The sequence below is a fragment of the Cloacibacterium sp. TD35 genome, assembly GCF_028864635.1.
Lineage (GTDB): Bacteria > Bacteroidota > Bacteroidia > Flavobacteriales > Weeksellaceae > Cloacibacterium.
The window spans coordinates 1,464,988-1,478,905 of the sequence record NZ_CP104850.1; the positions used below are offsets into that span (position 1 = coordinate 1,464,988).

General features: G+C 33.6%; 13 protein-coding genes. 11 read left to right on the forward strand and 2 right to left on the reverse strand.

Translation table 11 applies throughout. The annotated features are described in order from the left end of the window. Positions 1–29 precede the first annotated feature (29 nt). Positions 30–866, forward strand: coding sequence for an alpha/beta hydrolase (locus N7277_RS06815; RefSeq protein WP_274778826.1), 837 nt, complete (start codon positions 30–32; stop codon positions 864–866). A gap of 4 nt (positions 867–870) precedes the next feature. Here N7277_RS06815 and N7277_RS06820 read toward each other — a convergent pair whose 3' ends face one another. Beyond that, on the reverse strand, positions 871–1,254 hold the full coding sequence (locus N7277_RS06820; RefSeq protein ID WP_274778827.1) for a DUF3037 domain-containing protein: 384 nt from the start codon (positions 1,252–1,254) through the stop codon (positions 871–873). Further along, entirely contained in the window at positions 1,241–2,020 is a 780-nt protein-coding gene (locus N7277_RS06825; protein WP_274778828.1) for a HipA family kinase, read from the reverse strand. Before N7277_RS06825 ends, N7277_RS06820 begins: the two co-directional genes overlap by 14 nt. A gap of 114 nt (positions 2,021–2,134) precedes the next feature. Here N7277_RS06825 and polA point away from each other — a divergent pair, with 114 nt between their 5' ends. The 10 genes from polA (at position 2,135) to obgE (ending at position 13,764) form a co-directional block, all read left to right on the forward strand. Continuing rightward, positions 2,135–4,975 carry a DNA polymerase I gene (gene polA / locus N7277_RS06830; RefSeq protein ID WP_274778829.1) on the forward strand — a complete coding sequence of 947 codons (2,841 nt, stop codon included), beginning with the start codon at positions 2,135–2,137 and terminating at the stop codon, positions 4,973–4,975. Between the two features lie 34 nt (positions 4,976–5,009). Next, a complete protein-coding gene (locus N7277_RS06835; protein ID WP_069797596.1) occupies positions 5,010–5,279 on the forward strand; it encodes a YciI family protein in 270 nt (89 codons plus the stop codon). 3 nt (positions 5,280–5,282) lie between these two features. After that, positions 5,283–6,149, forward strand: coding sequence for a glycosyltransferase family 2 protein (locus N7277_RS06840; RefSeq protein ID WP_274778830.1), 867 nt, complete (start codon positions 5,283–5,285; stop codon positions 6,147–6,149). A gap of 3 nt (positions 6,150–6,152) precedes the next feature. Next, positions 6,153–7,817, forward strand: coding sequence for an amidohydrolase (locus N7277_RS06845; RefSeq protein ID WP_274778831.1), 1,665 nt, complete (start codon positions 6,153–6,155; stop codon positions 7,815–7,817). Positions 7,818–7,853: 36 nt separating this feature from the next. After that, positions 7,854–8,894 carry a hypothetical protein gene (locus N7277_RS06850; protein WP_274778832.1) on the forward strand — a complete coding sequence of 347 codons (1,041 nt, stop codon included), beginning with the start codon at positions 7,854–7,856 and terminating at the stop codon, positions 8,892–8,894. Positions 8,895–8,901: 7 nt separating this feature from the next. Next, on the forward strand, positions 8,902–9,696 hold the full coding sequence (locus tag N7277_RS06855) for an FkbM family methyltransferase (protein ID WP_274778833.1): 795 nt from the start codon (positions 8,902–8,904) through the stop codon (positions 9,694–9,696). Between the two features lie 65 nt (positions 9,697–9,761). After that, entirely contained in the window at positions 9,762–11,246 is a 1,485-nt protein-coding gene (locus tag N7277_RS06860; protein WP_274778834.1) for a lipopolysaccharide biosynthesis protein, read from the forward strand. Between the two features lie 223 nt (positions 11,247–11,469). Beyond that, positions 11,470–12,024, forward strand: coding sequence for a hypoxanthine phosphoribosyltransferase (gene hpt, locus N7277_RS06865; RefSeq protein ID WP_213188699.1), 555 nt, complete (start codon positions 11,470–11,472; stop codon positions 12,022–12,024). Between the two features lie 91 nt (positions 12,025–12,115). Further along, positions 12,116–12,694 (forward strand): adenylate kinase, encoded by a 579-nt coding sequence (locus N7277_RS06870; RefSeq protein ID WP_274778835.1) that lies wholly within the window; start codon positions 12,116–12,118, stop codon positions 12,692–12,694. A gap of 86 nt (positions 12,695–12,780) precedes the next feature. Further along, positions 12,781–13,764, forward strand: a complete 984-nt coding sequence (obgE, locus tag N7277_RS06875) for a GTPase ObgE (RefSeq protein WP_274778836.1) — start codon at positions 12,781–12,783, stop codon at positions 13,762–13,764. The last annotated feature ends 154 nt before the right edge of the window (positions 13,765–13,918 follow it).

The following is a 13,918-nucleotide window of genomic DNA, read 5'->3' on the forward strand; positions in this document are numbered from 1 at the left end:
TATTTTTTTAACCAAATTCAATTTCTACTATGAAAAAGTTGTGGGCATTTTTATTTTTCATCTTTATTTCAATACAATTATTTGCACAAAATAAAGATTATCAAACGATTACGAATATTAATTATTATAGTGAATCTATTAATAAATCAGATGTTTATATCAATGAACGTTGTGTTTTAGATGTTTATATTCCTAAAAATGTGAAGAATTTTTCTACGGTTATTTGGTTTCACGGTGGTGGATTAACTGGCGGAAACAAAGAAATTCCTAAATATTTACAGGAGAAAGGAATTGCGATCATTGGTGATAATTACAGACTTTCACCTCAGGTAAATGCAGCGAAAGCAATTGAAGATGCAGCTGCGGCAACAGCTTGGGTTTTTAAAAATATTAAAAATTATGGTGGTAATGAAAATTTAATTTTTATCTCAGGACATTCTGCAGGTGGTTATTTGGCGAGCATGGTTGCGCTAAACAAAGATTACCTTGCAAAATACGATATTGATGCGAATAGATTGGCGGGAATTATTCCTTTTAGTGGACATACCATTACGCATTTTACTATCAGAAAAGAAAAAGGTTTTCCAGAATATAAACCGCTGATTGATGAATATGCACCGCTGTATTTTGTAAGAGCAGATGCGCCCCCTATGTTGTTAATTACAGGCGATAGAGAATTAGAATTATTCGGTAGATACGAAGAAAACGCTTACATGCAAAGAATGATGAAACTAGCTGGTCATCAACAAACTACCTTGTATGAATTGCAAGGTTTCGACCATGGCGGAATGGCAGAACCAGCATTTCCATTGCTTTTAAAAGAAATAAAAAAAATAGAAAAATTGAAAGAAGTAAAAGTGAAATAATTTTTTATTTAACTAATTCTTCAAATAATCGTTCGAAAGTTTTGTCAAGGTCTTTAGATTTCCCAGGATGAGGTCTGGATGTTTGAATCACAGCACTTCTTACTGCAGTGAGCCAACGAAAACGTTCAGGAATATCTAGCAAAGCAATTGGACCACCTTCTTTTTCGCCTTTGGCAACTTTTTGAAAGTTTTCCAGATTTTTAAAAACTTCATCGTAGTCTAATTTGCTGTGCATCAGTTGGAATTTATCTTTGCAGAGATAAAATTCTACTCTTATGTATTTCTCTTTCTTAGAAAACATCACCAATCCTATGTTGAAAAATTCTTCTCTTTCAACCTTCGGAACGAGTCTTATGACTGCGTATTCGTAAATTTTATCCTCTTGCATTTTTGGCTTCGTTTAAAAAGATTTCTGAATGTTCTAATCTGGTTTTCAAGAAATTAAAATAAATTTCTCGTATTTCTTCTGGCGATTCATCGGCATCATTCCATTGCAACCAATCTTCAGGAATTAAATTCACAATCGCTTTGAAAACGTCATCATTTAAAACCGATTTTGCAAATGCATCTGCTTCGTCTAATTTGCTGGCTTGAGGAAGCAAAACGTGGTCTTTTATATATTTGAAAGGCGTTTTTGCTGCTGTATCAAAATTTTGCCATGAATGATGGAAGTAAAAAGAAGCTCCATTATCAATCACCCATAATTCTTTATGCCACCAAAGAAGATTAGTATTCTTGAAAGTACGGTCAATATTGGTAATGAACGCATCGAGCCAAACAATTTTGGAAGCTAAAAGTGCATCTATTTTCATGCTTGGATCATACGCAATGGCACCAGAAAGATAATGCAAACCTAAGTTTAAACCTTCTGAAAATTTCAGTAAATCCTGAATTTCTTCATCGGCTTCAGTTCTTCCGAAATCTACATCCAGATTTGCAAAAACCAATTCTGGAATTTTCAAGCCTAAAATTTCAGCGATTTTACCGCCCAAAAGTTCAGAAATCAGCATTTTTACACCGTGACCAGCACCTCGAAATTTCAAAACGTATTTAAAATCATCATCCGCTTCTGCTAATGCAGGCAAACTTCCACCTTCACGAAGCGGAAGAATATAACGCATTACCGTAACGTTCCTTAAATTCAAATCTTTCATTGAGCCAAAAATACGATTTATTTATAAAATTTGGATGAAAATACATCCAACTTTCAGTCCAAAAAACTTTTTACTAGGTTATTTTTACTTGGCTCTTTTTATTACCTTTGTTTTATGACAAATTCTGACAAAAGACTTTTTCTCATCGATGCTTATGCGATGATTTTCCGCGGTTATTACGCTCTGATTAGAAACCCTAGATTAACTTCTAAAGGTTTTGATACGTCTGCTATTTTTGGATTTACCAATTCATTAATTGAGTTGATTAGAAGAGAAAAACCAACGCATTTGGCTGTGGTTTTTGATGTGGGAAAAGAAAATGTGAGAACCGCTGATTTTACAGAATACAAAGCCAATAGAAGTGACACTCCAGAAGCGATAAAAAATGCAGTTCCCTATATTCACAGAATTTTAGAAGCCATGCATATTCCGATTTTGGGAGTTGAAGGTTATGAAGCAGATGACGTGATAGGAACCATTGCCAATAAAGCCGAAAAAGAAGGTTACAGCACCTTTATGGTAACGCCAGATAAGGATTTTGCGCAGTTGGTCACCGACAGAATTAAAATCTATAAACCAGGTTTAAAAGGAGGTGATGTAGAAATTTTAGGAGTGGAAGAGGTTAAAGCCAAATACGAAATTGAAGATCCGAAACAGGTCATCGATTTCCTTGCAATGATGGGAGATGCTGTGGATAATATTCCAGGATTAGAAGGAGTGGGCGAAAAAACAGCTATGAAATTTTTGAAAGAATTTGGCAGCATCGAAAATCTTTTGGCAAACACAGACCAGCTAAAAGGTAAACTTAAAGAAAAAGTTGAAAACTCTGCAGAAAGAGGGATTTTGTCAAAAAAATTGGCTACGATTATTTGTGACGTTCCCGTTGAATTTCACCAGGAGCAATACGATTTAGATATTCCAGATTTTGAAAAAGTTCGTGAGATTTTTGACGAAATAGAATTCAGAAGATTGTATGAAAATCTGTACAGAGCATTTCATCAGAATCAGGAACCGAAAAGCGAGAATCAAGACAATTCAATTGAAAAAACAGTTGAAACTTCCCAACCTTCAGCTTCCAGCAATAAACCACAACAGCTCGATTTATTTGCAGATTTCGAAGCGTTAGAACAATCTACTTCTACTACACTCAACATAGAAACTACGGATAAAATTTATCAATATATCGATACCGAAAAAGCACAGAAAATTTTAGTCAAAAATCTTTTGGCTCAAAAAGTAGTTTGTTTTGATACAGAAACCACTTCTCTTAATGAAATGGACGCAGAACTCATCGGGATGAGCTTCTGTTACAGAAAAGGATTGGCTTATTACATCCCGATTTCTGAAAATCAGGAAGAAGCAAAGAAAACTTTAGAAATTTTCCGTCCGTTTTTTGAGAAAAAAGAAATTTTAAAAATCGCTCACAATCTTAAGTTCGATTATAAAGTTCTGAAACATTATGGTGTAGAAGTAGAAGGAGCGATTTTTGACACCATGATTGCCCATTATCTTCTGAATCCAGACGGAAGACACGGAATGGATTATCTTTCAGAGATTTATCTGAATTATAAACCTGTTTCTATTGAAAGTTTGATTGGCAAAAAAGGTAAAAATCAAGGAACATTGCGTGATGTTTCACTGGAAGACCAAACCAATTACGCTGCGGAAGATGCAGATGTAACGTTTCAATTGTACGAAATTTTTGCGCCTCAACTGAAAAAAGAAGGGGTAGAAGATTTGTTTTATCATATAGAAATGCCATTAATGCGCGTTTTAGCCAAAATGGAATTTGCAGGAATTTCTTTAGACGAAAATTGGTTGATTCAAGAAAGCAAGGATTTAGAAAACGATTTGAAAAACCTTGAAACCAAAATTTTTGAACTCTGTGGCGAAGAATTTAACATGAATTCTCCGAAACAACTCGGCGAAATTTTATTCGAAAAGTTGAAATTAGATCCGAAAGCGAAAAAAACCAAAACCGGTCAATACGCTACTTCGGAAGATATTTTGCAGAAATTGGCTTCTAAACATGAGATTATCCAATATATTTTAGAATACAGAACCTACCAAAAACTGAAATCTACCTATGTAGATGCATTGCCGAATCAGATTGATAAAGACACGAAAAGAGTACATACCAATTTTTCGCAAACCACTGCTGCTACTGGAAGATTGGCTTCTCTGAACCCGAATTTACAGAACATTCCGATTAGAACTTTGCGTGGTCAACAAATTCGTGGAGCTTTCGTAGCAGATGAAGGAAACAAACTTATTTCTGCCGATTATTCTCAGATAGAATTGAGGTTGATTGCAGAAATTTCTGGCGAAGAAAACATGATAAAAGCCTTCCAAAATGGCGAAGATATTCACGCTTCTACTGCGGCAAAATTATTTAAAATCCCAATCGAAGAAGTTACAAAAACGCAGCGTTCACAAGCCAAAACCGTTAATTTTGGAATTATTTATGGTCAAGGTGCTTTTGCTTTGGCAGAGCAAACTGGACTTTCACGAACGGAAGCAAAACAACTCATCGATTCTTATTACGAAACTTATCCTAAATTGAAAGAATTTATGGCAGAACAAGTTGCCAAAGCCAGAAAATTAGGGTATGTAGAAACGATTTTGGGCAGAAAACGCCATTTGCAAGACATCAATTCTAATAATTTTGTGGTAAAAGGTCACGCCGAAAGAAATGCCGTAAACGCACCGATTCAAGGTTCTGCTGCAGATATTATCAAATTGGCGATGATTAAAATTCAGGAAGTTCTGGAACAGGAACATCTGAAAACCAAAATGCTCTTACAAGTGCATGACGAATTGGTTTTTGAAGCGCCAGAAAACGAAGTAGAAACCGCCAAAAAACTCATTAAAGAAAATATGGAAAACGCCTACAAAACTGAAGTTCCTTTATTGGTGGAAGTTGGCGTTGGTGAAAATTGGCTTGAAGCACATTAGAATTTGAAAATTAAATGTACCAAAACATAAAAATATGAAAACAGTAGTTCTTTACGAAACCGCACCAGATACGACTATGGAAAAAATGATGGAAGTTTTTCCTGCGCATCAGGCCAATGAAGAAATCTTTGTAAAAGCTGGAAAAATATTGGGAATTGGTCCGTTTGCAATTCCGGGAGAAGGAGCGATGGCGATTTTTACTGATAGAGAATCTGCCGAAGAATTTGTAAAAGGTGATCCATTTGTAACCACAGGTTTGGTTTCGAAAGTAATCATTAAAGAATGGCATGACGAATTAATGTAATCCATGAAGTTTTTCATTATAATTCCCGCTCACAACGAAGAAAAAAACATGCTTCCATGTTTAGAATCGCTGAAAAATCAGACGTTTCAGGATTTTAAATGCGTAATTGTGAACGATGGCTCTACGGATAAAACCCAAGAAATTGCAGAAAAATTTATTAATAATGTCACATTGAGCGGAGTCGAAGCATCAAGTTTCAAAGTTTTAAATTTAGAAAAATCCGAACATCAACCCGGTGCAAAAGTCGTGAGAACTTTTAATAAAGGTTTAGAAACTGAGAATTTAGAAGAATACGATGTGGTTTGTAAATTCGATGCAGACATTATTTTCTCTGCTGATTATTTAGAAAAAGTAAATGAAGTGTACGAGAAAAATCCAAAAGCAGGAATGGTTTCTGGTTTGGTTTACATTGAAAAAAATGGAGAATGGGTTTTCGAAAATCTGTCTTCCAAAAATCACGTTCGAGGTCCTATAAAGTCTTATCGAAAAGAATTATTTCTTAAAATGAAAGGTTTGAGAGCGGTTCTCGGTTGGGATAATATAGATGTGATGCTGTGTAAAATGCACGGATTTGAAACGGTAACAATTCAAGAGCTTTGTGTGAAACATCTTCGCCCAACAGCCTATAAATATAAATCTCAAAAAGCCCAGAAATTGGGAGAATATTTTTACAATATTGGTCTTAATTTTCCTTTAGCTGTGATTTCTTCAGCGAAATCTTCTTGGAAAAATAAATCGGTTTCAGAGTTTTTTATCACCATGAAATCATTTTTGAATCAGAAAAATCCTAGAGTTTTAAGCCAAGAAGAAATTGCATTTATCAGAAATTTGAGATGGAATGAAATGTTTAAAAAAATTATGAAATCATAAAATATGAAAAACCTACAAATATTCTTTTTACTATTCTTCGGATTGTTTTCCGCACAGAAAAAAGCAGATTTAATTGTTTACAATGCTAAAATTTATACGGTAAATCAAAACTTTGATGTTGCTGAAGTCATGGCGATTTCCAAGGGGAAAATTGTAGCCATTGGAGGAAAAGAAATACTGAAAAAATACACCGCTACTCAAAAAATTGATGCTCAAGGAAAGCCCGTTTATCCAGGTTTTATAGATGCTCATTGCCATTTTACAGGCTATGCAACAGACCGTTGGAAAAGTGATTTGGTAGGAACTCAATCTTGGGAAGAAATTGTAGAAAAAATCAAAAAATACAGTGAAACGGCTCCTAAATTTTGGTTATATGGAAGAGGCTGGGATCAGAATGATTGGGCGGTAAAAGAATATCCAACCAAAGAAAAACTAGATGAATTGTTTCCTAATCGTCCGGTTTATTTAAAAAGAGTGGATGGTCACGCTGCCATAGCCAATCAAAAAGCCTTGGATTTGGCTAAAATTTCAACCGAAACTAAAGTTTTGGGAGGAGATATTGAACAGAAAAACGGAAAATTAACCGGAATTTTAGTTGATAATGCCATGGATTTGGTAGAAAAAGTGATTCCAGAGATTGAAGATGATTTGGCAATCAAATATTTCGGGGAGTTGCAAAAAGAATGCTTTGCTTTTGGTTTAACTTCTCTTCACGATTGTGGTATTTCTGAACATACTTTGTCACTTTTAGAAAAATCCCAACAGCAGAAAGTTTTAAAAATGAATGTTTTTGCGCTTTTAAGTGACAATCCTGATTATTATGAAAAATGGACTAAAAAAGGTCGATACACAAACGGAAAAATCACTGTTGGTGGTTTTAAAGTTTATGCAGACGGCGCTTTGGGAAGTAGAGGTGCGTGTTTGTTAAGTGATTATCATGATAAACCAAAATGGAGAGGTTTTCTATTAAGCGAAAAATCTCATTTTGAAAATTTAGCTAAAAAATTGGTTAATAGCAATTTACAGATGTGTACTCATGCCATTGGTGATTCTGCGAATAGAGAAATTCTGAAAATTTATGGTGATGTTTTAAAAGGCAAAAACGATAAAAGATGGAGAATAGAACACGCACAAATTGTAAATCCTGCTGATTTTCAGTATTTTGGAGAGTATAATATCGTTCCGTCTGTTCAGCCAACTCACGCCACTTCTGACATGTATTGGGCGGAAGAAAGATTGGGAAGTGAACGCATTAAAACGGCGTATGCTTATCAAGATTTGTTGAAGCAGAACGGTTGGGTTGCATTGGGAACTGATTTTCCTGTGGAAGATATCAATCCGTTTAAAACGTTTTTGGCTGCAGTAGCAAGAAAAGATGCGCAAAATTATCCTGAAAATGGTTTCCAGAAAGAAAATGCCTTAAGCAGAGAACAAACCTTAAGAGGAATGACAATTTGGGCTGCAAAATCGGTATTTCAGGAAAAAGAAAGAGGAAGTTTAGAAGTGGGAAAAAATGCAGATTTTATAGTTTTAGATAGAGATTTAATGAGTATTGATGAAAAGTTTATACTTAATGTAAATGTTGTATCCACTTTTATTGATGGGAAGAAAGTTTTTGATAATGGTTTATTAGAAGTGCCAGAACCAATTAGAAATCCTAATAATTAGATTCATTTGAAACATTTAAATAATGAATTCAGAAAGTTGAAAAAAATCGCTTACATAGAACTCGATACTCACGCAGAAATTGCGCTGAATTTTATGGAATTAATGAATGATTCCGTTGCATTTTCTGTGGATTATTATTTCAGCGAAAAGATTCTGAGATTCTTCGGCTTCGCTCAGAATGACAAATTGCCTGAAAATATCTTTAAAGCGACACCAGAAAAACTTTTACAACAACTATCAACCAACAACTATCAATTAATTATCATCGGAACGGTTCATCGTTATTTTAATGTTTTTGAGAAAGTTGTGGAACAATTCAATACTTCGATTATTTGTCATAATTTGAATTTTTTGAAGGCTTCAAACTTTGATTTGTTGAGTTCTATTTTCAAGGAAGATTTTCAATATCGATTAAAATTATTGTTGAAAGATGGTTTGTTGAGTAAGTCAAAAGTTTACAAAAAAGCAAAAAATCTTTTGGTTTTAGACCAGACTTTGGCAAAAGGAACTTATAAAAATCTTCCCATTTTTTATACCAAATTTTCTGAAAAATCAGATAACCCAATATTTACAATAGTCATTCCGGGAGCGGTTTCCCAGAAAAGAAGAGATTATGAAAGGGTTTTGAAATCAATTATAAAATTTCATTTTCCTTTCGAAATTATATTTCTAGGAAAAGCACAAGGAAAAGAATTAGAAATACTTCAAGATTTTGAACAATCAAAACCAGAAAATATTTCCATAAAATATTTCACAGAAAAAGTTCCACAAGATGTTTTTGATGATTATATGCAAAAAGCAGATATTTTGTGGTGCCCTATCCAACAAGAAACGGAGTTTCTTAGCCAAAAAGAACTCTATGGAATAACCAAAATGAGCGGAAACATTGGCGATGCAATTAAATTCGGCAAGTTGGCGATTTTTCCAGAAAATTATCCTTCAAAATATTCCTTTATTGTTCCTGAAAAAGGAGGTTTGGAAGACTTTCTATTTACAAAAAAAGATGTGGATTTTTCAGATTTCAGCAAAGAAAAAGTCTTACAAGAGCTAGAAAAAACTATTTTTGCACTCTTATAACTAATCCATGAAACTCTACCAATTTCTTATAGAAGCTTCTCAGTATATCATTCCTCAATTGTATAAACAGAGGTTTTTTAAAAAACAAAATCAGCTTACCCGCGAAAATGTTATTTCTAGAAAAGTAGAGCCAGAATTGCTTTGGTTAACAGAATTTCTTCCGAAAGATGCTGTTTTTATAGATGTTGGCGCAAACGTGGGACATTTTATTTATCAGTTAGAATATCATCTTTTTCCTCAAAATATTTATGCTTTTGAACCCAATAAATCTTTGAACAGAAGATTGAAAAGGCTATTTCCGAAGGTTAAACTATTTTCCGTGGCTTTGTCAGACGAAAATACGGTTGCAGAATTTAAAATTCCAGTTCTGAAAGGCGAGAAAGTGAATTCCAGAGGAACTTTGCAAACCAAATTCAGAGAAGAAAACGAAGAAAAAACCATTATTCAAAAGGTAAAAGTGGTGAAATTAGATGATTTTGCTCCAATTCAAAAATTACAAAAAGTAGATTTCATCAAAATAGATGTAGAAGGAAACGAGATGAAAACGCTCTTCGGAGCGAAGGAAACGATTTTGAAATTTAAACCAACGGTAATGGTAGAAATGGAGCAGCGCCATCATCAGGAACCTGTTTGGAACTTGATTTCAGAAATGGAAAGTTGGGGTTTCGAGGCTCATTATTTAGATAGAAATACTTTTGAATTGAAAAGACTTACAGAAGAGTTTATCAAATCTCAAAATGCTATCTTTGCAAAAGATTACGAAAATTACATTAACAATATTATTTTTATTGCAAAATCGTAAAACTGTTAAGATGTTTTTCCTACTTAACAATTTTATAACTTCACAAATCAACAACTTAAAAAAGAATGAGCGTAGTAGCCAGACAAAGTTTTAAATATTCTATCATAGGATACCTTGGTTTTTTACTGGGAACTGTTTCTGCTATTTTTATATTTCCGTTTGATATGGTTTTCTACGGAAAACTACGTTTCGTTTTGTCGGCTACCTTAATGCTGGTTCCTTTTGTTGTTTTCGGGTTGAGTTATTCTAACGTTTACTTTTTCGGGAAAGCCAAAGAAGAAGGAAAACATCAAAATCTTTTTAGCCTTTCTTTAGTAGGAGTTGGGATTAATTTCTTGATTTTTTTATTCGGATTTTTTGCTTTTTTCTATATTTTTTCTTCGTTTCAGGAAGATTCTGAGTTATGGGATATGAAGCGCTTGATTTTACCAATGGTTTTGGTGATGTCGCTTTCCGCGGTTTTTAACCGATATATTTCTAATTTCAAAAGAATAGTTGTTCCAAATATTTTTGAAAATATTTTCCCAAAATTAGCCAACTTAGGGGCTTTTTGTCTGTTCTTTTTCTTGGGTGCTTCAGAAAAAATCTCTTACGGATTTTTCTTAGGCGTTTTTGTTCTGGGATTAATTGGTTATATTCTGTATACCAATAAATTAGAGAAAATATCGCCTGATTTCAGTACAGATTTTGTCAAAAAAGACAAACTTTGGAAAGAAATTTTGAATTACAGTTTCTACGGGTTTTTAGGGAATTTAGGGAGTTTTTTAGCTTTGAATATTTCCAATTACATGATTGGCGAAAAGCTTTCATTCGAAGAAAACGGAATTTACAGCACTGTTTTTTCGGTGGTGCAGCTCATCAGCATTCCTTCAATGGGATTGTATAATATTTCTGCGCCGATTATCAGCAAACATTTTGCTGATAATACCATTAAAGAACTAGATGTTTATTATAAAAAAACCTCTCTGAGTTTATTTTTTCTGGGTTTGGTGCTATTTTCTTGTATTGCAGTTGGTTATCCTTATCTCACGGATTTTATGCCAAAATCTGGAAAATTATTACTGGAAGCGCAACCGCTGGTTTGGGTGATTGGTTTTGCATTGTTATTTGAGTTGGCAACAGGTTTTAACAGTCACATTATTTCCATGTCAAAATATTATCGATTTAATATTTACGTGATGTTGTTTTTGGCGGTTCTTACCACGAGTCTTAACTTTTATTTCATCAATAAAACTAGTTTAGGAATTCTGGGAATTTCTATTTCTTACGCCGTTTCATTGACGATATTTAACTTGACCAAAATTGCGTTCAACTACTATCAATTCAAGGTTTCTCCTTTTACGATAGAGATGTTGTACAGCGTTATTTTAGCAACTTTAGCTATTTCTGTAGCGATTGTTTTACCTAATTTTTCAAATAGTTTTTTGAATTTGGTATACAAGCCAGCTTTGGTTTTGATTATTTTCTTCGTGGGGAATCACTTTATGAGAATTTATCCTTTAGATAAATTTTTAACCAAAGATTTTCTAAAGTCACTTTTTAAGTTTTAAAAAATCTCACCTCTAAAATTTTTATGGCAATCTTTTTCTGCCATTACTTTTGCCAAAGCAAGAAAAAGTCGGGCTATTCGTTACAATCTTTTATTTTTCCATTTGTCAAAGAAAAATAAAAGGATTTTCACTTCTATCCATATTGCAGAAATATATACCTTTTAACCAAATTTACCCTCCAAAATTCCTAAAATTTCTGTAAATTTGCGACTTACAACAAGTTATGGAAAGCATACAAATTCACGACAAATCTTTCGTGCCTTACCTAAAGCACGACGAACTTCAAGAAATCGTAAAAAAACTTGCAGAAAAAGTTTACGAAGATTATAAAGATGAAACTCCTGTTTTTATCGGGGTTTTAAACGGTGTAATCATGTTTTTTTCTGATTTTCTAAAGTATTATCCAGGGAAATGCGAATTGGCGTTTATCCAAATGTCTTCTTATTCAGGAACACAATCTACAGGGATTGTTTACAAGAAAATGGACTTGACAAAAGAAGTAGAAGGAAGACACATTATCTTAATGGAAGATATTGTAGATACAGGTAATACTATCGAAAGTTTATATAATTATTTCGAAAATACACAAAGACCAAAATCTCTAAAAGTGGCAACGCTTTTACTAAAACCAGAAGTCTATAAAAAAGATTTCAAAATACATTATGTAGCCAAAGAAATTCCTAATAAATTCGTGTTGGGTTATGGATTAGATTATGATGAATTAGGAAGAAACTTACCAGATTTGTACCAATTAGAAGATGGTAGAATAAATCACTAATAGAAAACAACCCCATAATATTTGTTTAACATTTGAATTTGAAAATTTATAAAATCTCAAATTTCAAATCTTAAATCTCAAATCTATAAAAATGATAAACATCGTTCTATTCGGTCCTCCAGGTAGTGGTAAAGGAACCCAAGCGCAAAACCTAATTGAAAAATTTAACCTTAAGCAAATTTCTACAGGAGATTTATTCCGTTTTAACATGAAAAATGATACGGAGTTAGGTAAATTAGCAAAATCTTATATTGATAAAGGAGAATTGGTTCCAGACCAAGTTACCATCAATATGTTAGTAGATGAGCTTAAAAAACCTACAGAAGCAAATGGTTTCATTTTCGATGGTTTCCCAAGAACTTCTTACCAAACTGAAGTTTTAGACCAGATTGTAAAAGACCAGTTACATTCAGAAATTTCTGTATGTCTTTCACTTATTGTAGAAGACGAAATCTTAGTTCAAAGATTAGTAAAGAGAGGTGAAACTTCTGGTAGAGTAGATGATAGTGAAGAAGGAATTATCAGACACAGAATTGAAGAATATTATGCTAAAACTGCTGAAGTAGCAGAACTATATAAACAACAAGGCAAATATGTAGAAATTAATGGAGTAGGAGAAATCTCTGAAATCTCTGAAAAACTTTTTGCCGAAGTAGAGAAAATAAAATAGATTTTTAGGTAATAGGATTTAGGAAATAGCATTGAAATTTCAAAAAAACTAAATCCTAAATCCTAAACCCTAAATTCTTATAAAACATGAGCAATTTTGTAGATTACGTAAAAATACATTGTAAATCAGGTCACGGTGGTGCAGGTTCTGCGCACCTTCGTAGAGAAAAATATATCCCAAAAGGTGGACCTGATGGTGGCGATGGAGGAAGAGGAGGACATGTTATTATGAGAGGAAATGCTCAGGAATGGACATTGCTTCCACTTCGTTATACTCGTCATGTAAAGGCAGAACGCGGCGAAAATGGTGGTAAAAACCAATTGACTGGAGCTTATGGAGCAGATGTTTACATTAATGTTCCTATTGGTACAATTGCCAAAAATGAAGAAGGCGAGATTATTGGTGAAATAATGGAAGATGGTCAAGAAATCATCATCATGAAAGGAGGAATGGGTGGTCTTGGAAATGAGCATTTCAAGTCTTCTACCAATCAAACTCCAAGATATGCACAACCTGGAATGCCTGGCGAGGAAGGTTACGTAGTTTTTGAACTCAAAATTTTAGCAGATGTAGGATTAGTTGGCTTTCCAAATGCTGGGAAATCTACACTTTTAGCTGCTGTTTCTGCGGCAAAACCAAAAATCGCAGATTACGCCTTTACTACATTGACTCCCAATTTAGGAATTGTAGAATACAGAAATTTCAAGTCTTTTGTAATGGCAGATATTCCCGGAATTATTGAAGGAGCTGCAGAAGGAAAAGGTCTTGGTCACAGATTTTTAAGACATATTGAGCGAAATTCTATCTTGCTTTTTATGATTCCTGCAGATTCTGAAGATCATTACAAAGAATATCAAATTCTACTGAATGAATTAGAAGAATACAATCCAGAATTAGTAGATAAAGACATTATTGTTTCTATTTCTAAATCAGATTTGCTAGATGATGAATTGAAAAAAGAAATCACGGCAGAGTTTCCAGATAAACTGAAACCGCTATTCTTTTCAGGTGTTACCCAAGAGGGTTTGGTAGAACTGAAAGATGTAATCTGGAAGAAATTACACGGATAAAAAATATAGAAAGCGTTCATTTTGTGAGCGCTTTTTTTCATTTATTTCTAAAAGACTATCTTTGTCCCATTATTCGCGGCATTCTTTAGCCAAAGTAGAAGATACTTTTTCAAATATCTGTAAATATTTCACAGATTTTTTGAGCAAAAAATGT